Source organism: Caballeronia insecticola (genome assembly GCF_000402035.1).
Lineage (GTDB): Bacteria > Pseudomonadota > Gammaproteobacteria > Burkholderiales > Burkholderiaceae > Caballeronia > Caballeronia insecticola.
The window spans coordinates 677,197-696,465 of the sequence record NC_021287.1; the positions used below are offsets into that span (position 1 = coordinate 677,197).

The window sequence follows — 19,269 nt, forward strand, 5'->3', positions numbered from 1 at the left end:
GACATGCGATTGCAGCGAGCCGCTTCACGCGCAAATCTCCTGCAACGCGAGCGTCAGGCGCGCCCAGTCGCCTTCCGTGCCCGGCAAGCCCAGGCGCAGGCTCGGCGTCATGCCGGGCAGATCGAAGAGGCGCGTCCAGATGCCGCGCCGCGCCAGCGCGTCTTGCAGTTCGGGCGCTTTCGGCGTGCGCGTCCACGCGAAGAGCGGCGTTGCCTGCACATCGAAGCCGTGCGTCGCGAGCAAATCAGTGAGGCGCAAGCCGTCGCGTTGCAGGCGTGCGCGCGTGTCGTGCTGCCATGCGATATCGGCGAACGCGGCTTCAACCGCATGACGCGCCGGGCCGCTCACGGTCCACGCGCCGAGCGACGCGCGCAATGCGTCGATGATCTGCGGCGCCGCGAGCACGAAGCCCGCGCGAATGCCCGCGAGCCCGAAGAACTTGCCGACGGAGCGCAGCACGATCAAGCCTTCGCGGGCGGTTTCGTTCGCGAGCGAGGCGGCCGGATCGACATCGGCGAAGGCTTCATCGACGATCAGCGTGCCGCCACGCGACGCGAGCCGCGCATGCCAGCGCAGCAGCGTGTCGCGCGAGAGCCGTTCGGCGCTCGGGTTATTCGGATTGGCGACGATCACGTGATCGAATGTATCGGGCAGATCGTGCGCGGCGACATCCAGCGGCGCGATGACGTGTCCCACGCGCGCGAACGCGGGCGCGTATTCGCCGTAGGTCAGCGGCGCGACGCCCGCCGTGCCTTGCCGCAACAACGCCGGCAACGCGCGGATTGCCGCCTGCGAGCCCGCCACCGGCAGCGCCAGCGGCGCGCCGTAGTAGCGCGCGGCGGATTCGGCGAGACCGTCGTCGTCTTCGGGCAGACGCCGCCACGCGTCCGGCGGCACGGGCGGCACCGGATAGCCGTGCGGATTGATGCCAGTCGACAGGTCGAGCCAGTCATCGACGGGAATCGCATAGCGGCGCGCGGCTTCGCGCAGATTGCCGCCGTGACGGATCGGAGCGTTCATGTCAGCCGCCGGTGGTTGTGCTAGTCGCGCTCGCGACTGCAAGAATCAGCAGCACCGCGAGCCACAAAAGGGTTCCGCGCTCGACGAGCCTGAGCGCCGCGACCACATGCTTCGGGTTCGCGCTGTGGCCCGCGCCGAGCGTCGGACGTGCTTCGAGCTTGCCGTGATAGACCGCCGCGCCGCCGATCAGCACGTTCAGGCTGCCCGCGCCCGAAGCCATCACCGGGCCGGCGTTCGGGCTGTCCCACGAGCGCGCCTGCGTGCGCCAGCAGTGCCAGGCCATCTGCGTGTCGCCCGCCAGCGCGTAGGTCGCGGCCGTGAGGCGCGCGGGAATGAAGTTGAGCACGTCGTCGATGCGTGCTGCCGCCCAGCCGAAGCGCAGAAAGCGCGGCGTGCGATAGCCCCACATCGCGTCGAGCGTGTTGGCGAGGCGGAACATGAGCGCGCCCGGCCCGCCCGCGACGACGAACCAGAACAGCGCGCCGAAGATCGCGTCGTTGCCGTTCTCCAGCGCCGATTCAACCGCCGCGCGCGAGAGGGCGTTTTCGTCCGCCTGCGACGTATCGCGCGAGACGATGCGCGATGTCAGCACGCGTGCGCCGTCGAGATCGCCGAAGCTCAGTGCGCGCGCGATCGGCGCGATGTGCTCGCGCAAGCTCTTCGCTCCGAGCGCGAACCACAGCAGCAGCACGTGCACGAGACACGCATAGGCGAACGGCAGCACGCTGACAAGCGCCCACGCGATGCAGACCGGCGGCACGACGAGCGCGCACCACGCGAGCATGCCCGCGGGCCGCGCGCGAAAGCCGGTGTTCATGCGCGCTTCGAGCTTCGTTGCGAGCGTGCCGAAGCCGACGAGCGGATGCCGCGTGCGCGGCTCGCCGAACACACGATCGACGATCACGCCGAGCAGCGCGAGCATCGCCATGGCGTAGACGGAAAGGAGCAGCATCGCGCGTTCAGCCTTTGAGCGCGAGCGGCAGGCCCGCGACCATCAGCGTGGCGCGCGTGCTCGCGGCGGCGACGCGCTGATTCAGGCGGCCGAGTTCATCGACATAAAGACGCGTCACCGAGCCGAGCGGCACGACGCCCAGCCCGATTTCATTGCTGACCACGATGACCTTGCCGCGCGTGCTGGCGAGCGCGGCATCGAAGGCGGCGAAGGCGTCGCGGGCGGCGGGGGGCAGGGCGGCGATTTCGTCCGCATCGGCGCCGGGCGTCTGCGCGAAGAGCAGATTGGCGAGCCACAGCGTCAGACAATCGATCAGCACGCAGTGGCCCGCACGATCCGCGTCAAGCAATGCGCCCGCGAGATCGAGCGGCGCTTCGACGAGCGTCCAGTGCGCCGGCCTGCGCTCGCGATGAATCCGCACGCGCTCCGCAAACTCCGGATCGCCTTGAGTGTCGATGCCAGCGGTCGCGATATACGTCACGGGCAAGCCGCTTTGCGCGGCCAGACGTTCGGCGTGCGCGCTCTTGCCCGAGCGTGCGCCGCCGAGGATGAAAGTGAGGTCTGCGGTCATCGCGATATTGTACTGACGGGCTAAGATAGCGCGTTGTTCTTCATGGGAATCGCCCGATGCCATTCACGCCCCGCGGCACGCTGATGATCCAGGGCACGACGTCCGATGCCGGCAAGAGCACGCTCGTCGCCGGTTTGTGCCGTCTCGCGCGGCGCGGCGGGGTGCGGGTCGCGCCGTTCAAGCCGCAGAACATGGCGCTCAACAGCGCGGTGACCGTCGACGGCGGCGAGATCGGCCGCGCGCAGGCGTTGCAGGCAGTCGCGGCGGGCGTGCCTGCGCGCATCGACTTCAATCCCGTGCTGCTCAAGCCGACAAGCGATCGCGGCGCGCAGGTCATCATCCACGGCCACGCGCACGCCAATCTCGACGCGCGCGCGTATCACGCCTACAAGCGCGTCGCGTTCGATGCCGTGCTCGCGTCCTACGCGCGCTTGCAAAGCGAGTTCGACGCGGTGATCGTCGAAGGCGCGGGCAGTCCCGCCGAGATCAATCTGCGCGACGGCGACATCGCCAACATGGGGTTCGCCGAGCGCGTGGATTGCCCGGTCGTGCTCGTCGCCGATATCGATCGCGGCGGCGTGTTCGCGCATCTCGTCGGCACGCTCGCGTGTCTGTCGGCGAGCGAGCGGGCGCGCGTGCGAGGCTTCGTCATCAACCGGTTTCGCGGGGATATCGGTCTGCTTACGCCCGGGCTCGACTGGCTCGAAGCGCAGACCGGCAAGCCGGTGTTCGGCGTGCTGCCGTATCTGCACGGCCTCACGCTCGACGCCGAAGACATGTTGCCGAGCCAGCCGCACGCGCGCGCGTCGAGCGGCGCGGCGAGCGTGCTGAAGGTGATCGTGCCCGCGTTGCCGCGCATCAGCAATCACACCGATTTCGACGCGTTGCGTGCGCATCCGCAGGTCGATTTTGCCTATGTGCGCGCGGGCGTCGCGCCGCCGCCGGCCGATCTCATCGTTCTGCCGGGCTCGAAAAGCGTGCAGCGCGATCTCGCCTGGCTGCGCGAGAACGGCTGGGATCGCGCGATCGAACGGCATCTGCGATACGGCGGCAAGGTGCTCGGCATCTGCGGCGGCATGCAGATGCTCGGGCGCGATATCGACGACCCGGAAGGTGTCGAAGGCGCCGCCGGCCGCGTGGACGGGCTCGGCCTGCTCGAACTGCATACCGTGCTGACGCCGCAGAAGCAGCTTGAAAACGTCGCGGGCCGCCTGAGTCTCGACGACAGCGGCGCGCCCGTGCGCGGCTACGAAATCCACATGGGACGCACGCACGGCGCGGCGCTCGCGCGGCCATTCGTCGCGCTGGAGGCGGGACGCTGCGACGGCGCCGTCTCGGCTGACGGCCAGATCGCCGCGACTTATCTGCACGGCGTCTTCGATACGCCCGAAGCCTGCGTCGCGCTGCTCGCCTGGGCAGGCGTGCACGATGCCGCGCCGCTCGACTATCCGGCGCTGCGCGAAGCGTCGCTCGACCGCCTCGCCGATTCCTTCGAGCAGTCGCTCGATCTGGCGGCGCTGCAGGCCGCGTTCGCTCAATAGAGAATCATCTGCGTGCAGCGGAACATGGCGATCAGCTTGCCGTCGCCGTTGCTCACCGTCGCGTCCCACACCTGCGTGCTGCGCCCGAGATGCACGGCCTTGGCCTGCGCGACGATCTTGCCCTCGCGCGCCGTCGAGACGTGGTTGCTCTTCAGTTCGAGCGTCGTGAAGTTCTGCGCCTTATCCGGCAGATGCGCGATGCACGCGTAGCCGCAGCAGGTATCGGCCAGCCCGATGACCGTCGCCGCGTGCAGAAAACCGTTGGGCGCGAGCAGTTCCGGGCGAATCGTGAGTTCGCCGCTCAATGCGCCCTGTTCGAGCGAGAGGAGCTGCACGCCGAGCAGATCGGGCAGGCGGCCTTTCTGACGGTTGCGCAGGAAATCGAGTGTGACATCGGGGCGGAGTACGGTCATGGGCGTCGTGGGTCGAAGAGGTCGATGAGAAGTCGATGAGCGGCGATTGAGATGACGATTGAGATGACAAATGAGCGGTCGAAGGGCGTCGGATGCGCATGGCCGTTCGGACGATGTGCCGGATGCACCACTTTTGCCGATAATATCAACGCTCCATCCAATAAAGACCAATCGACAAACAACCGTCGACCGACGCACGACCAAGCCGCGCGCCGCAGGCCGGACCCGGCGGGCGCGCCGAACTTTTCTCCGGGACCTTTCATGACCGTGATCGTGGTGGCAAATCCGAAAGGCGGCGTGGGCAAGAGCACGCTCGCAACGAATCTGGCCGGGTATTACGCGGCTCAGGGCGAGTGGGTCGCGCTCGCCGATCTCGACAAACAGCGCTCCTCGCACGCGTGGCTGTCGCTGCGCGCCGAGACGCTGCCGAAGATCGAGGAATGGGGCATCGACGTCGATGCGCCCTCAAAGCCGCCCAAAGGTCTGGAAAAAGCGGTCGTGGATACCCCGGCGGGCGTCCACGGCAACCGGCTCGCGCTCGCGCTGGAACTGGCGGATAAAGTGATCGTGCCGCTCCAGCCGTCGATGTTCGACATCCTCGCGACGCAGGATTTCCTCGCCCGGCTGGCCAAGGAGAAAGCGGTGCGCAAGGGCGCGATCCAGGTCGGCGTGGTCGGCATGCGGGTGGACGCGCGCACGCGCTCGGCGGATCAGCTGCATCGGTTCGTCGAAGGGCTCGATTTGCCGGTGCTGGGTTTTCTGCGCGATACGCAGAATTACGTGCAGCTCGCCGCGCACGGCCTCACCGTCTGGGACGTGGCGAAGAGCCGCGTCGAGAAGGATCTGGAGCAGTGGGCGCCGATTGTCGAATGGGTGTCGCGCAAATGAAAAAAGCCGGCGTCCTTGCGGATGCGCCGGCTCTTTTTGGGGTAAGCCAAGCGGGGAATCAGGTCCAGTTCTGCGTCGGCACGTGATCGCGGCTGCCCTTGATGCGGTTATTTTCGTCGACGAACACGAGGTCCGGCTTCCAGCCCGCCCTGATTTCGTTCTCGTCCACCTGCGCGAACGCCGCGATGATCACGAGATCGCCCAGTTGCGCGCGCCGTGCGGCCGAGCCGTTCAGCGAGATCATGCCGCTGCCGCGCTCGCCCTTGATCGCATAGGTGGTCAGGCGCTCGCCGTTGTTCACGTTCCAGATGTCGATCTGCTCGTTTTCCAGCAGGTTCGCAGCTTCGAGCAGGTTCTCGTCGATCGCGCACGAGCCTTCGTAGTGAAGCTCGCAATGCGTGACGGTGGCGCGGTGAATCTTCGATTTGAGCATGGTGCGCTGCATGATGCTTCCTTCCTGATTACGTCGAATGACTTCAGATTTCCAGATTGTCGATAAGGCGCGTCGTGCCGAGCTTGGCCGCCGCGACCACGACGAGCGACGCGCCGGCGTCCGCTTCGCCCGGCGGCAGCAGGTTCGAACGCTTGCGCACGCTGATGTAGTCCGGCTTCCAGCCGCGCGCGGCGAGCGCATTCATCGCGTCACGCTCGACGGCGGCGATATCGCGCGCACCCGAGAGCACCGCCTCGCGCACGCGCTGTAGTTGCAACGCGAGCTGTGGCGCCTCGGCATGCTCGGCCGCCGACAGAAAACGGTTGCGCGACGAAAGCGCGAGGCCGTTTTCTTCACGCACGGTTTCCGCCGCGATAATTTCGGTCGGCAGCGCGAACTGGTGGCACATGGCCCGCACGATCATCAACTGCTGGTAGTCCTTCTTGCCGAACACGGCCACGCGCGGCTGCACGCAGGACATCAGCTTCATGACGACGGTGCACACGCCCGTGAAAAAGCCGGGACGGAACTCGCCTTCGAGAATGTCGCCAAGATTGTGCGGCGGATGCACGCGATACTCCTGCGGCTCCGGATACATGTCGGATTCAGTGGGCGCGAACAGCACGTAGACGTTCTCGCGCTGCAGCTTTTCGATGTCGTCCTGCAGCGTGCGCGGATATTTGTCGAAGTCTTCGTTCGGGCCGAACTGAAGCCGGTTCACGAAGATGCTGGCAACCACCGGATCGCCGTGCTGGCGCGCGAGCCGCATGAGCGAGAGATGGCCTTCGTGGAGGTTGCCCATCGTCGGGACGAAGGCGGTGCGGTTCTGACCGCGCAACTGGTCGCGCAGTTCGTGGATGGAGCTGATGACTTTCATCGAGCGGGTGTCTCCTGGCGGGCGGCCTGGATCGGCGTCGCACCTGGGCTAGGGAAAGAAAAACGGATTTTAGGCGGGCGAGTAGGCGAGTCGCACGTAGATCGGCGCGTACGGCTCGGCCTGCGTGATTTCGACCAGCGCTTCGCGCGAGAGCTCGAGCATGGCGATGAAGTTCACCACGACCACCGGCACGCCGCGCGAGGTGTCGAAAAGCTCGGTGAACTCCATGAAGCGCGCGGTTTGCAGGCGCCGCAGGATCACGCTCATGTGCTCGCGCACGGACAACTCCTCGCGCGAGATCTTGTGATGCTGCACGAGCTTCGCGCGCTTGATGACGTCGGCCCACGCCTGGCGCAGGTCGTTCATGTCGACATCGGGGAAACGCTGCTCCGCCGCCTGTTCGATATAGACGTCCGCGCGCAGGAAGTCGCGGCCGAGCTGCGGCAACTGGTCGATCCTTTGCGCCGCGAGCTTCATCTGCTCGTATTCGAGCAGGCGCCGCACGAGTTCGGCGCGCGGATCTTCGGCTTCCTCGCCGGTGTCGGCCTTCTTGACCGGCAGCAGCATGCGCGACTTGATCTCGATCAGCATCGCGGCCATCAGCAGATATTCCGACGCAAGCTCGAGATTCGAGTCGCGGATCTGGTCGACGTAGCCGAGATACTGCGCGGTGACATCCGCCATCGGAATGTCGAGCACGTTGAAATTCTGCTTGCGGATCAGGTAGAGCAAGAGGTCGAGCGGGCCTTCGAACGCTTCCAGGAAGATTTCGAGCGCATCGGGCGGGATGTAGAGATCCGTGGGCAGCTTCCAGAGCGGCTCGCCGTACAAATGCGCAAACGCGACGCCGTCGATGGTGTCGGGCGTCGAATCGGTCGCGGGCGTGGCGAGCGCCACGGCCCGGTCTTCCCGTGCCTCGTCCCGCGTTTCGTGGGACGAGTGCGGCTCGTGGCCGGCTGCGCTCACGTCAGAAGTTCTGGTAGTAGACGTAAGGCGTCTGCGTCACGCGGGATTGCTGCTGCTCGCCGCGCTCGTCGAGGTCGATCGGCTGCTTGTCCCACAGAAGCGCGCGGCCGCGGCGCTGCTCTTCTTCCAGCGTGGGCTTTTGCTCTTTCAACTGATTGATGAACTGGGTGATATCCGACTGATACATGATCCGGCTTCCATTGGGTCGATGCGGGTTCGGGCGCGCGTGGCGCGGCGCACGGTCAGGCGAAAGCGGCGGTCCGAGCCGGCCGCTTGCCTGTGCGCCGCAATTTTACCGCAAGCGTGCGACCGCAACGCATACCGGCGCGGGCGTTTCGCGGTTTGAAAGATGCACGCACGTGCGCGTCCGACGGAACCCCGCGCCCCGCGCGCCGTCCAAAGGCGCACTTCCGGCGCGAGCCGGGACCGTGCTTTCCGGCGCGCGCGGCGTTTTTGCGACGGCGGGGCGCATCGATGTGGTGAAATAGCGCCTGCATTGCCTGCGCGTGGCGCCGCACCGTTGGCGCGAGTCCCGCACGCAGCGCCGCATTTCCTTTCAATTCCAGTTTTTCCGATGCCGGAGGTCACGTTTGGCGGGGCGTTCGTTTGATCCGCTGCGCGCACTGCGCGCGAAGTCGCTTGGCCTCCTGCGCATGCCGGCCGTGCTCGCCGCAATCGTCGCGTTCGGCTTTGCCGTGCCCGCATTCGCGAAGTACGACATCGATATCGACGCGCCGCGCAACGTCAAGAGCTTGCTCAAGGACAACCTCGATATCTCCCGTTTCGCCAAGCGCGACAACGTGAGCGACGACCAGTTCCAGTTTCTCGTCACCGCGACGCCCAAGGACGTGCGCGATCTCGTCGCGACCGAAGGCTATTTTTCGCCGGTCGTGCGCACCGACGTGACGACCGTCGACGACAAGCGCACGGTCAAGGTGAGCGTCGATCCGGGTCCGCGCACCCGGGTCGCATCCGTGCAACTGCATTTCATCGGGGCGGTGACGACCGAGGACCGTACGCAGGAGAACGCGGCGCGTTTTGCGTTTTCGGTCAACGAAGGCGATCCGTTCACGCAAAGCGGCTGGGACGACGCGAAGAACGCCGCGCTCAGGGCGCTGCAATCGAAACGCTATCTCGGCGCGAAGATCGTGCGCTCGCAGGCGCGCATCAATCCGCGCGCGCGTCTCGCCGATCTCTCGGTGACTTTCGACAGCGGTCCGACCTTCACCCTCGGCAAACTGGATGTGAGCGGCACGAAGCGTTATCCCGAATGGATCGTCGAGCATGTGAACCCGATCCGGCCGGGCGAGGTGTACGACGTCGCGCGCATCAACGAACTGCAGCGTCAGATTCAGAACACGCCGTACTACGCGAGCGTGGCGATCGACGTCGACAGCGACGTGAACAAGCCGACCGAAACGCCGCTGCATCTGAAGGTGAGCGAGTATCCGTATCACAGCATCCGCTACGGCGTGGGTTACGCGACCGACAACGGCTTTCACGTTCAGGGCGCCTACAGCTATCTCAATACTTTCGGCGCGGCGTATCCGTTCACCATTTCCGGCCGTCTCGACCAGACGCAGCAATATGGCCGCGTGCAGCTCGCGATGCCGCCGGATTCGCACGGCTGGGTGAACGCCGTGTTCGGCTCGTACACGCTCACCGATGTCTCCGACACGAATATCTACAGTGCCCGGCTCGGCGTGCAGCGTTCGCGCTCGCGTCAAAACATCGACACAACGTTTTCGCTCACTTTCTACGACGACCGCCTGACACAGAACGAGCCGAATCCGTCGACGGCGCGCGCGCTCGTGCCCGCGTGGACGTGGGTGCGCCGCGACGTCGACGATCCGCTTTTCCCGCGGCGCGGCAACATCGTCCGCGCGGAGGCCGGGTTCGCCGTGAAGGGCGCGCTCACCGACCAGACGTTCGCGCGTCTCTACACCAACGCGCTGCAATACGTGCCGCTCGGCAAGAACGACCTGCTCGTGTTTCGCGCCGAATTCGGCGGCGTGTTCACGACCGGGCCATCGAGCGGCATACCGGCGTCGCTTCTGTTTCGCGCGGGCGGCGCAAACTCGGTGCGCGGCTATAGCTATCTGGGCATCGGCAACAATGTGTCCGGATCGATCCTGCCGACCAAGTACATGGTGACGGGCAGCAGCGAGTATCAACACTGGTTTACGCACGACTGGGGCGGCGCGGTGTTCTTCGACATCGGCACGGCGACCGACACCTGGAGCGAGCGCGTGTTCCAGCCGGGTGTGGGCGTCGGCGCGCGTTGGCGCAGCCCGGTCGGCCCGGTCAACGTCGACGTGGCTTACGGGCTGAAGAACAAGAGCATCAAGCCGTATCTCACGCTCGGCATCGCTTTCTGATGCGCGTGAGAACGGTCGTCAAGGATATCGAAACGGCATGACGGACCCGACGAAGCAAGCGGACGCCGAGACGCCGCCGCCTGACAACGAGGGCGGCGGAGACGGCAACGACCGCGGCGCCACGAAGACACCGCCGCCGCGCAGACGCGGCTGGCGGCGCTTGTTGCGCTGGAGCGGCGCGCTCGTGCTCGTCGTCGTGCTGATGCTCGCGCTCGCCGTGGGCGCCGTGTTCTACGTGCTGACGACCGAGCGCGGCACCCGCTACGCCTGGGAAGCGGCGACCTCGCTGCTCAAGGGGCAACTCACCGGCAAATTCGACGGCGGCGCGATCGCGACCGGCATGCAGCTTCGCGATGTGCGCTGGAACGACGGAAAGGGCACCGATATCGCGGTGGACAGCGTTTCCGGCCGCTGGGCGCTCACGCGCGAGCCGCTGCGCTTCACCATCGACTATCTGCATGTCGGAACGATCGATGCGCGCATCGCGCCGTCGAACGAGCCGAGCAAGAAAACGGAGTTGCCGAAGGATCTGCGCATTCCGATTCAGCTTGCGATCCGCGATGTGTCCGTCGAGAAGCTGCGGCTGCATCAGGGCACGACGACCACCGAATTCTCGCGTTTGCTCTTCAACGGCCGAAGCGACGGCCAGCATCACGAAGCCACCGTGCAGCGCCTCGACACGCCGTTCGGCGCGGTGACGGCGTCCATGAAGCTGGATGGCGGCGCGCGCCCGTTTCCGCTGTCCGGCGACGCGGGCTATGCCGGCAAGGTCGGCGGCGAAACGGTGAATGTCGGCGCGCGGCTGTCCGGTTCGCTCGAAGACCTCGTCGCCGACATCGACGCGAGCGGCATGAAGCTCAACGGCCGCGCGCACGTCGAAGCGCTGCCGTTCGCGGACGTGCCGCTCAAGTCGGCGCTCGTCACCTTCGATCACGTGAATCCGCAGGCCTTCAGTGCGGGCGCGCCCGAGGCGGATCTCGCCGTGCGCGCCGAAGTGAAGCCCGTCGAAGGCGCCGATCCGAAGGCGTTCGTCGTTGCCGGGCCGGTGTCGATCGTGAACGCGAAGCCGGGTTCCATCGACAAGAAGCTGCTGCCCTTGATCGACGCACACGCCGACGTGCGCCTCGACGCCTCCGCGCAAAGCATCACGAATCTGAACGTGCGGCTCGTGAAGAACGCGACCGTGACGGGCGGCGGCGCGCTCGCGAACGGCCACGGCAAGTTCGATCTGAAAGTGGCGAAGCTCGATCTCAACGCAATCGAGCCGACGCTGCGGCCGACGGACTTCGCCGGGCCGATCGGCATCGTGCTCGCGGGCGACACGCAGACGATCACCGCCGATCTCAACGACCCCAAAGCGGCGATCCGCGCGCAGGCGAAGGTTAAGCTCGACCCGAAGCAGACTTTGCTCGACGACGTGAAGCTGACGGTGGGCAAGGGCCGCGTCGAGGCGAGCGGCGCGCTCAGGAAAGACGCCGATTCGAGCTACGACCTGAAGGCGAAATTCGTCGACTTCAATCCGCTGTTGCTGCAACAGCAGTTGATCGCGCAGAAGCCCGCGCCGGCGAAGAAGGGCGCAGGGGCCGCGACGAATTCCGCGACAAAGTCCGCCGCGCCGCGCGTGATCGAGGCGCGGGTGAACGGCACGCTCGCCGCATCGGGCGCGCTCGCCCCGACGCTCAGGACAAAGGCCACGTTCAAGCTGAACGACAGCATGTACGACAACCTGCCGTTGACGGGCGAAGGCACGGTGCAAGTCGCGGGCACGCGGCTGTTGCCGAGCAAGGCGACCTTGTCGGTAGCGGGCAATGACGTCGATGTGAACGGCAGCTTCGGCGCACCCGGCGACCGGCTGCGTTTTCGCGTCGATGCGCCCGCGCTGGAGCGGCTCGGCTTCGGCATTGCGGGGACGGTCAAGGCGGACGGCGATCTGACCGGCTCGATCGCGCATCCGAACATCGCGGCAAACTATCAGGCCGACGGCGTCGTGTTCGGCGCGAATCGTCTGGGCCACGCGGAAGGCCGCGCCGATATCCGCGACGGCTCGAACGGCCCGCTCGTCTTCACGCTGAAGGCGCGCGATGCGAGCACGGAGGGCATCGACGTCGCGAATCTCGATGCGAGCCTGAACGGCACGCGCGCGCATCACACGCTCGACGTCACGGCGACGGGCAAGGTGCGCGGCCAGCCGGTGAATCTCGCGCTCGGCGCCAACGGCAAATTCACCGACGCGCCCGACGGCCCGCACTGGGACGGCACGATCACGAAGCTCTCGAACAAGGGCATGCCGTCGGTGAATCTCGAATCGCCGCTCTCGGTCAGCTACGGGCCGAAACGGATCGTGCTCGGTGCGACGCGGCTCGTCGCGGAAGGCGCGGCGCTCAATCTCAAGTCCTTCGCGATGGAGAACGGCCGCATTCAGTCGGCGGGCACGCTCACGAATCTGTCCGTGCCGCATCTGCTCGAAATACGACAGGAACTGACGGGCGCCGAGCCGCCGATCCGCACCGATCTCGTCTTCGACGGCGACTGGGACTTTTCGCTCGGCGCGACCGCGACGGGTCACGTGCAGATCAAGCGCCGCGACGGCGACGTGACGATCGACGGCACGCGCGGCGTGTCCGCGCTCGGCATCTCGGACATCACCGCGCGCGCGGATTTCAGCAACGGCAACCGGCTGAACGCGTCGCTGCATGCGCAGGCGAGCCGCATCGGCGTGATCGACGCGAACGTGCATACGCCGCTCGTCAATCGCGACGGCATACTCACCGTCGATGACAACGCGCCGCTCACCGGCGCCATCGACGCGAACATTCCCGAACTGCGCACGACCGGCGGCCTGCTCGGCGCGAACTATCTGCTCGGCGGCAAGATTGCGCTCAAGCTCGTGATCGCGGGGATCGTCGCCAAGCCCAATCTGTCGGGCTCGCTCACCGGCGACAATATTTCCGCGACCGTCGTCGATCAGGGCGTGCAGTTGAAGGACGGCATCATTCGCATTGCGCTGTCGGAGAATCTGGTCGATCTGCAGCGCGTCGAGTTTCACGGCGCAAGCGGCACGCTGCGCGCCACCGGCCGCGTGCGGCTCGATCAGCAGCAGCCCGATCTGACCGCGAGCATCATCGCGGACAAGCTGGAACTGTTCGCCTCGCCGGACCGCGAACTGATGTTGTCGGGCAGTGCGAGCATCGCGAACGCGGGCTTGCAGGGCGGCATGGCGATCAACGGCAAGTTCGTCGTCGATCACGCGCTCTTCGATCTGCCGGAATCGTCCGCGCCCGCGCTCGGCGACGATGTCGTCATCGAACGTCCCGACGGCACCATCAAGGGCGAGAACCAGAAGATCACGGCCGCCACCGAGAAGCCGGTCGGGCCGTTCACGCCGCGCGCGAACATCGAGATCGATCTCGGCCAGCGTTTCCGCTTCAAGGGCGCGGGCGCCGATCTCGGCCTGGCGGGCACCATTACGGCGATGAGCGCGCCGAACATGCCGCTGCGCGCGGTCGGCAACGTGCGCGTGACGCCCGGTTCCACTTACACGGCGTTCGGGCGCAAGCTCAATATCGAGAACGGCTTCTTCACGTTCAACGGACCGGTGGCGAATCCGGGACTCAACATTCTGGCAATGCGCCGCAATCAGGAAGTCGAGGCGGGCGTGCAGGTGACGGGCACGGTGCAGGCGCCCGTCGCGCGGCTGATTTCCGAGCCGAGTGTGCCTGATAACGAAAAGCTGTCGTGGCTGCTTTTCGGTCACGGCACGGATCAGGGCAATAACGTCGGCCAGCAGAGCGCCATGACGAGCGCGCTGGCGCTGCTCGGCAGCCGGGGCGGGGCGAAGATCGCGCAGACGGTCGGGCTGGACGAGTTCACGGTCGGGTCGAGCGAAGTCGGCCTGACCGACCCGCAAGTCGTGCTGCTCTCGAAGGCCATCAACGAGCGGCTCGTGATCGGCTACGAGCAAGGGCTGCAGTCGGCGAGCAACGCGGTCAAGGCGACGCTGAACCTGTCGCGGTTCTGGGCCGTGACGGCGTACGGCGGGACGTATCAGGGTGTCGATCTGTCGTACACGCGCCGCTTCAATTCGTGGGCGCGGCTGTTCTCGTCGACTTCGGGCCGCGCTTCTTCAAGGGCGGAGGCAAGCGAGCCTTCGTCGGAATCCACCGCAGCGCCCGATCCCGCGGACTGAGCGGAAAGGGCGGACATTGGCGGGGCGCCGATCGGCGCCTTGCGCTTGCCGTCATTCTTTTTCATACGGGCGCGGCCGGTCGGCGCGGATCGTCGGCGCGCGTGTCATCGTCCGGCGCGTCGTGACGCAGCACGGACATCTCTTTCATCTCAAAAACGACTCGCGCACCAATCGTACGGCGCGCGTTTCTGCACGGGCCGCGATGGCCTTTGAAGCTCATCGGGCGATCCTGCATCCATCGCGCGCTTCAGAAACCCCCGGACCATTGGAAAGCGAGATAGGCGTTTCGTCAAAGCGCAGGCCCATGAATCACGGCCACCAAAAATGTGTTTTGACTAATCTCAATAGCCTATTGGCGTAGGTCAGCAAATCAGAGACATCTTAGTGTCGAGGCGCAGGCTGCCTTACATAATTGTTGCGCACTGAGCGGGGGCCGAAAGAAAACTGCTCCAAAGCATCAATCGAGCGGCGCCTGCCTTATTGCAGCTCGAAAACAGTGCGCGTCGGTCGATCCTTTCTATTCGTCACCTCAGGTGACGTTTTCGAGTAATCACGCTATGAAACGTATTGCATTTCCTCTGATTTCCGCAGCCGTGGCTCTGGCTGCCGGCGCAGCGCACGCAGGACCGGCTACCAACGGTGGTGTAGTGACCATCAACGGTCAACTGACGGCGAACACGTGCGACGTGAGCGGCAACGGCCAGGGCAACAACTTCACGGTCACGCTGCCGACTCTGTCGGCCAAAGAACTGGCGGCTGCGGGCTCGACCGCCGGCGCGACCGCTTTCAATATCGCCCTGTCGAACTGCACGCCGAACACGGGTAACGTGCACGCGTTCTGGGAATACGGCGTCAACACGCTGGCCGACGGCAACCTGAAAAACAACGGCGGCGCATCGAACGTCGAAGTGCAATTGCTCGACTACAACGCTGGGCAAAAAGTCATTGACGTAAGCAAGGCCGACCTCGCGCAGAACTCGCAATCCGTCGCTATTTCGAGTGGTTCGGCGAGCCTTCAGTTCGCGGCTCAGTACATCTCGCCGACCGGCAGCGCGGGTCCTGGCTCGGTGACGACCGACGTGACCTACTCGATGGTCTACCAGTAAGCATGATTAAGGGTGACGCTGAAATAGCCGTCGCCCTTTTTAAGTTTGCGTCTGGCGCAAGTGATCTGCTTTTTTTTTCATCGCTGCGCCCGGACTTCACGCCGGTTGAGTTGAACGAGTTGTACCGCCTTGCCGCCAGGCTCGGCACGCGGAACGCAGAGATCCGCAGCAGCAAATTACTTTTTTAGTGAGCGTCATGAATTTCCGAAATTTTGTCTCGTGTGCCGTTGCGGCGAGTGCTCTGGCTGTCGGTGCGATGTTGCCAGCAGTCAGTAATGCGTCCGTCGTCATTGCTGCCACGCGTGTCGTGTACAACGCCACGGATAACGAAGTGACGCTCAAGCTTTCCAATGTCGGCAAGGCACCGGCGTTGACTCAAATGTGGCTCGATAAGGGCGATCCGAAGGCCGATCCGAGCAAGCTCAAGCTGCCGTTCGTCCTGACGCCGCCGATCGCACGCATCGATCCTCAGAAGGCGCAGACCATCCGGATTTCCTACACCGGCGAACCGATGCCCAAGGATCGCGAATCGCTGCTGTGGTTCAACATGCTGGAAGTTCCGCCGAGGCCGACTGCAGATCAAGCCGGTCCGAACTATGTGCAATTGGCATTTCGCTCGCGCCTGAAATTCTTCTACCGTCCCGAAGGTTTGCAAGGCCGCGCGGACGATGCGCCCGCGTCGCTCACGTGGCGTAAGTCCACGCAGAACGGCAAGCCCTCGCTCGTGATTTCCAACCCCACGCCTTATCACGTCACGATCATCGACGCGCAACTGGGCGAAGGCGCAAACGCGCCGAAATTCAACGAAGTCGGCATGGTCGAGCCGCGTGGCCAGCTCGAATTGCCGGTGAACGTCGCGTCTGTCGCGGCTGCCAAGGTGTCCTTCACGACGATCAACGACTACGGTGGCCCGGTCAAGCATGAAGCGCCCATCCAGTGAGGCTTTCAAGCTCAGGCGCAAGGCGCGAACAATCTGACGCAGCCGAGGAATCCCCAGACCGACGCTGACCGGCCACGCCGCCGTGCACCCGCACGCGTCAGCGCCAAGACGCGCAATCCGCGCAGTCGAACTTCTCATGCCGATCGGACAGGTCCGCGGCAGCGGGGCGGTGTTGTCCGAGTATCCGGCTTATATGAACGAGCGCTATCAAGTATTGAACGACCGGCCAGCCCGAAATGAATTGTTGCTGCTGAGCCGAAGCACCGTCGCCGTGTTGCTTGCCTTTGCCGCGACGCAGGCCGACGCTGCCGAACGTGATACGAGCGCGATATCGCATCCGGACATGCCGTCGCCGTCCACTGTGCCGTCGGATGTGCAGTCTGCTCCGGCGTCAGGCGCACTCGTCGATGAAGGCGCGACGACGAACGCAGCCGTTCCACGAGCCGACGTCGTTGCCGCTCGTCCGTTGGCGCTGGCAGAACCCGAATCCGTTCAGTTCAATCAGTCGTTCCTCGTGGGCAGCGAAGCCGCGCGCATGGATATCAGCCGCTTCGACAAAGGCAACAGCGCGCTGCCGGGCACCTATCGCTCGGCCATGTACGTGAACGGCGTGTGGGTGGGTGTGACCAGCGTGACGCTGCGGGAAACGGGTGCGGGTGCGGGTGCGGGCAATCATCAGGCGCTGCCGGTATTCGATCGCGACCTGCTCATGCGCGCGGGCGTCGACGTCATGCGCATGACACAGGCGGCGCGCGATCAGCTCGACGCCGCCAAGGACGCCGGCGTGTTCGTGTCCGATCTGATTCCGCAGGCGAGCGCCACGTTCGACATGGGCGAACAGCGCCTCGACGTCAGCGTGCCGCAGGCCATGCTGAGCCGCAACGCACGCGGCTGGGTCGATCCGAAGATGTGGGACGACGGCGTTCCCGCGGCCACGCTTCAGTACAACGCGAACGCCTACCATTCGACGGGCGGCGGCATGTCGAATACGCAGGCTTATCTGGGTGTGAATGCGGGCGCCAACTTCGGTCCCTGGCGCTTGCGATATAACGGCAACGTCACGACATCCAGCACGGGCGGCACGCATGCCCAGAGCATGCAGACGTATCTGCAGCGCTCTTTCACGCCGATCAAAAGCCAACTGACGGTAGGCGATTCCTACACCGATGGCTCGATCTTCGACTCGTTCGGCGTGCGGGGCGTGCAGCTCGCCACGGACGATCGCATGTACCCCGAATCGCAACGCGGCTATGCGCCGACGGTGCGGGGCATCGCCAACAGCAACGCAAGCGTTCAGATCAAGCAGAACGGCAACATCATCTACGAAACGACGGTCGCGCCGGGCCCGTTTCAGATCGACGACCTCTACCCGACGGGCTATGGCGGCGATCTCCAGGTCATCGTGACCGAGGCGGACGGCAGCCAGCACGTCTCGTCGGTGCCGTATGCCGCTCCGGTCAACGCGTTGCGCGAAGGGCGCTGGCGCTACAACGTGGCGGCGGGCGAGTATCGCAACGCGAGCGTGGCGGGCCACCCGTATGTGTTCGAGGCCGGCGTGCAGCATGGCCTGAATAACTTCGTTACGTTGTATGGCGGTACGATCGTCGCCGAGGATTATTTGTCGGGCGCGCTGGGTGTTGCGCTCGACACGCCCGCCGGCGCGTTTGCCTTCGATGTGACGCAGGCCCGGGCGAACGTCTCCGGCTCGGAAAGCCGCAATGGGCAGAGCTTGCGTCTTTCCTATTCGCGCAACTTCTTGCCGACCAATACCAATTTCACACTGGCGGCGTACCGGTATTCGACCAGCGGCTTTCTGGATCTGCAGGATGCCATGGTGGCGCGCGACGTCGCGGCGAACGGCTACGCGTATGCGAACAACGGTCGCCAGAAGGGTCGCCTGCAACTGACGTTGAATCAGGGCTTCGACAAATGGGGCTCGGTGTACGCGTCCGGTTATACGCAAAACTACTGGAACAAGTCGGCTCGCGATACCGCTTTCCAGATCGGCTACAACGTGAACGTGGGTCGCGTGGGCGTGGGTGTCTCGGCGGCGCGCGAGCTGGAGTCTTCCTCGGCGCGTTGGGATAACCGCGTCATGTTGAACCTGACGATTCCGCTCGACCTCGGCTCGACCGTAGCCAATTCGTCGACGAGCTTCTCGCACGACTCGCGCAGCAACAGCAGCCAGATTCAGGAAACGTTCACGGGCGCGGCCGGCGCCGATTACCGGTTCAACTACGGCGTCAGTGCAGGCCATTCGACGGGCCAGGCGAGCGACACCAGCATCAACGCGAATGCCGGCTATGTGACGCCATACACGCAAATCCGCCTCAACGCCGGCACGTCGAACGGATACACGCAGGCAGGCGGTGGCCTGAACGGCTCGGTGATCGCCTACGGCGGCGGCATCGTGCTGACGCCGCAGACGGGCGACACATTCGCGATCGTCGAGGCGAAGGATGCCGTCGGGGCGCGCCTCGCCAGTTCGCCGGGCGTACGCGTGGACCGGTTCGGCCATGCGGTCGTGGCCGGCATGCAGCCCTTCGAGTTGAACACCGTGGAAATCGACACCAAAGGGCTGCCGATGGGCATCGAACTCAAGAGCAGCGAGCAGCACTTCGCGCCGACGGCGGGCGCCGTATCGCGCGTCAAGTTCGAAACGGAAAACCGCGGCCGTGCCGTGGTCATGCAATTGAGCCTGGCGAACAATGAGCCGGTGCCTTTCGGCGCCGATGTCACGAATGTGCAGGGCGAGTCCATCGGTACGGTGACGCAGGGCAGCCGCGCGATGTTCTACAGCAAGGACAACGAGAACGATGTCGTCGTGAAGTGGGGCGAGGGCGACGAGAGCAGTTGTAAAGCGCATTACTCGCTCGCGATGGCCGGCAAGGTCAACGCGGCGGGAATGACGTTCGTCGACGCCGCTTGCGAGTAACCAGGTCCGATGCACTCGGATGAACGAATCGATCCAGTCGGCTTACGGGGCCGTTCAATGCCG

Annotated in this window: 17 protein-coding genes; 8 read left to right on the top strand and 9 right to left on the bottom strand. The window is 65.2% G+C overall.

Translation table 11 applies throughout. The features are described 5' to 3' along the window. Nucleotides 1-24: 24 nt before the first annotated feature. From cobD to cobU, 3 genes are read right to left on the bottom strand one after another with little or no spacing between them, the layout of a single operon-like run. A complete protein-coding gene (gene cobD / locus BRPE64_RS03115; protein ID WP_016344568.1) occupies nucleotides 25-1,020 on the bottom strand; it encodes a threonine-phosphate decarboxylase CobD in 996 nt (331 codons plus the stop codon). 1 nt (nucleotide 1,021) lies between these two features. Then, nucleotides 1,022-1,972, bottom strand: coding sequence for an adenosylcobinamide-phosphate synthase CbiB (cbiB, locus tag BRPE64_RS03120; RefSeq protein ID WP_016344569.1), 951 nt, complete (start codon nucleotides 1,970-1,972; stop codon nucleotides 1,022-1,024). Nucleotides 1,973-1,979: 7 nt separating this feature from the next. Beyond that, the gene (cobU, locus tag BRPE64_RS03125) at nucleotides 1,980-2,543 is read right to left on the bottom strand and encodes a bifunctional adenosylcobinamide kinase/adenosylcobinamide-phosphate guanylyltransferase (RefSeq protein ID WP_044041179.1); all 564 of its coding nucleotides are present in this window, start codon (nucleotides 2,541-2,543) and stop codon (nucleotides 1,980-1,982) included. Between the two features lie 56 nt (nucleotides 2,544-2,599). On the opposite strand from cobU, the gene BRPE64_RS03130 reads away from it, so the two are divergent. Continuing rightward, the gene (locus BRPE64_RS03130) at nucleotides 2,600-4,084 is read left to right on the top strand and encodes a cobyric acid synthase (RefSeq protein ID WP_016344571.1); all 1,485 of its coding nucleotides are present in this window, start codon (nucleotides 2,600-2,602) and stop codon (nucleotides 4,082-4,084) included. On the opposite strand, the gene BRPE64_RS03135 is transcribed toward BRPE64_RS03130, so the two are convergent. Continuing rightward, nucleotides 4,078-4,497, bottom strand: coding sequence for a PaaI family thioesterase (locus BRPE64_RS03135; RefSeq protein ID WP_016344572.1), 420 nt, complete (start codon nucleotides 4,495-4,497; stop codon nucleotides 4,078-4,080). The two genes, BRPE64_RS03130 and BRPE64_RS03135, sit on opposite strands and share 7 nt — an antisense overlap. Next, on the bottom strand, nucleotides 4,494-4,760 hold the full coding sequence (locus tag BRPE64_RS32730; RefSeq protein ID WP_144063312.1) for a hypothetical protein: 267 nt from the start codon (nucleotides 4,758-4,760) through the stop codon (nucleotides 4,494-4,496). The genes BRPE64_RS03135 and BRPE64_RS32730 overlap by 4 nt, the downstream gene beginning before the upstream one ends. Between BRPE64_RS32730 and BRPE64_RS03140 the strand changes: the two genes are divergently transcribed. After that, complete coding sequence (locus BRPE64_RS03140; protein WP_016344573.1) at nucleotides 4,759-5,385, top strand: ParA family protein; 627 nt, start codon at nucleotides 4,759-4,761, stop codon at nucleotides 5,383-5,385. The two genes, BRPE64_RS32730 and BRPE64_RS03140, sit on opposite strands and share 2 nt — an antisense overlap. 58 nt (nucleotides 5,386-5,443) lie before the next feature. On the opposite strand, the gene panD is transcribed toward BRPE64_RS03140, so the two are convergent. From panD to BRPE64_RS03160, 4 genes are all read right to left on the bottom strand, one after another. Continuing rightward, entirely contained in the window at nucleotides 5,444-5,830 is a 387-nt protein-coding gene (gene panD / locus BRPE64_RS03145; RefSeq protein WP_016344574.1) for an aspartate 1-decarboxylase, read from the bottom strand. A gap of 31 nt (nucleotides 5,831-5,861) precedes the next feature. Continuing rightward, on the bottom strand, nucleotides 5,862-6,695 hold the full coding sequence (panC, locus tag BRPE64_RS03150) for a pantoate--beta-alanine ligase (protein WP_016344575.1): 834 nt from the start codon (nucleotides 6,693-6,695) through the stop codon (nucleotides 5,862-5,864). A 69-nt stretch (nucleotides 6,696-6,764) separates the two neighbouring features. Further along, entirely contained in the window at nucleotides 6,765-7,592 is an 828-nt protein-coding gene (locus tag BRPE64_RS03155; protein WP_016344576.1) for a segregation and condensation protein A, read from the bottom strand. Nucleotides 7,593-7,662: 70 nt separating this feature from the next. After that, complete coding sequence (locus tag BRPE64_RS03160; protein WP_173405450.1) at nucleotides 7,663-7,851, bottom strand: DUF3460 family protein; 189 nt, start codon at nucleotides 7,849-7,851, stop codon at nucleotides 7,663-7,665. Nucleotides 7,852-8,251: 400 nt separating this feature from the next. On the opposite strand from BRPE64_RS03160, the gene BRPE64_RS03170 reads away from it, so the two are divergent. The 6 genes from BRPE64_RS03170 to BRPE64_RS03195 all read left to right on the top strand — a co-directional run bounded on the left by BRPE64_RS03170 (nucleotide 8,252) and on the right by BRPE64_RS03195 (nucleotide 19,206). Further along, nucleotides 8,252-10,039, top strand: coding sequence for an autotransporter assembly complex protein TamA (locus BRPE64_RS03170; protein ID WP_016344578.1), 1,788 nt, complete (start codon nucleotides 8,252-8,254; stop codon nucleotides 10,037-10,039). 37 nt (nucleotides 10,040-10,076) lie between these two features. After that, on the top strand, nucleotides 10,077-14,225 hold the full coding sequence (locus BRPE64_RS03175; RefSeq protein ID WP_016344579.1) for a translocation/assembly module TamB domain-containing protein: 4,149 nt from the start codon (nucleotides 10,077-10,079) through the stop codon (nucleotides 14,223-14,225). 647 nt (nucleotides 14,226-14,872) lie between these two features. After that, complete coding sequence (locus tag BRPE64_RS03180; RefSeq protein ID WP_016344581.1) at nucleotides 14,873-15,331, top strand: fimbrial protein; 459 nt, start codon at nucleotides 14,873-14,875, stop codon at nucleotides 15,329-15,331. A 2-nt stretch (nucleotides 15,332-15,333) separates the two neighbouring features. Further along, nucleotides 15,334-15,519 (top strand): hypothetical protein, encoded by a 186-nt coding sequence (locus BRPE64_RS03185; RefSeq protein WP_044041182.1) that lies wholly within the window; start codon nucleotides 15,334-15,336, stop codon nucleotides 15,517-15,519. A gap of 68 nt (nucleotides 15,520-15,587) precedes the next feature. Then, entirely contained in the window at nucleotides 15,588-16,271 is a 684-nt protein-coding gene (locus tag BRPE64_RS03190; protein ID WP_232519192.1) for a fimbria/pilus periplasmic chaperone, read from the top strand. Nucleotides 16,272-16,407: 136 nt separating this feature from the next. Continuing rightward, nucleotides 16,408-19,206, top strand: a complete 2,799-nt coding sequence (locus BRPE64_RS03195; protein WP_016344583.1) for a fimbria/pilus outer membrane usher protein — start codon at nucleotides 16,408-16,410, stop codon at nucleotides 19,204-19,206. The last annotated feature ends 63 nt before the right edge of the window (nucleotides 19,207-19,269 follow it).

Coding starts and splice junctions, on each gene's coding strand:
- cobD (WP_016344568.1), bottom strand. CDS start 1,020: ATGAACGCTCCGATCCGTCACGGCGGCAATCTGCGCGAAGCCGCGCGC.
- cbiB (WP_016344569.1), bottom strand. CDS start 1,972: ATGCTGCTCCTTTCCGTCTACGCCATGGCGATGCTCGCGCTGCTCGGC.
- cobU (WP_044041179.1), bottom strand. CDS start 2,543: ATGACCGCAGACCTCACTTTCATCCTCGGCGGCGCACGCTCGGGCAAG.
- BRPE64_RS03130 (WP_016344571.1), top strand. CDS start 2,600: ATGCCATTCACGCCCCGCGGCACGCTGATGATCCAGGGCACGACGTCC.
- BRPE64_RS03135 (WP_016344572.1), bottom strand. CDS start 4,497: ATGACCGTACTCCGCCCCGATGTCACACTCGATTTCCTGCGCAACCGT.
- BRPE64_RS03140 (WP_016344573.1), top strand. CDS start 4,759: ATGACCGTGATCGTGGTGGCAAATCCGAAAGGCGGCGTGGGCAAGAGC.
- BRPE64_RS32730 (WP_144063312.1), bottom strand. CDS start 4,760: ATGAAAGGTCCCGGAGAAAAGTTCGGCGCGCCCGCCGGGTCCGGCCTG.
- panD (WP_016344574.1), bottom strand. CDS start 5,830: ATGCAGCGCACCATGCTCAAATCGAAGATTCACCGCGCCACCGTCACG.
- panC (WP_016344575.1), bottom strand. CDS start 6,695: ATGAAAGTCATCAGCTCCATCCACGAACTGCGCGACCAGTTGCGCGGT.
- BRPE64_RS03175 (WP_016344579.1), top strand. CDS start 10,077: ATGACGGACCCGACGAAGCAAGCGGACGCCGAGACGCCGCCGCCTGAC.
- BRPE64_RS03185 (WP_044041182.1), top strand. CDS start 15,334: ATGATTAAGGGTGACGCTGAAATAGCCGTCGCCCTTTTTAAGTTTGCG.
- BRPE64_RS03190 (WP_232519192.1), top strand. CDS start 15,588: ATGTTGCCAGCAGTCAGTAATGCGTCCGTCGTCATTGCTGCCACGCGT.
- BRPE64_RS03195 (WP_016344583.1), top strand. CDS start 16,408: ATGCCGATCGGACAGGTCCGCGGCAGCGGGGCGGTGTTGTCCGAGTAT.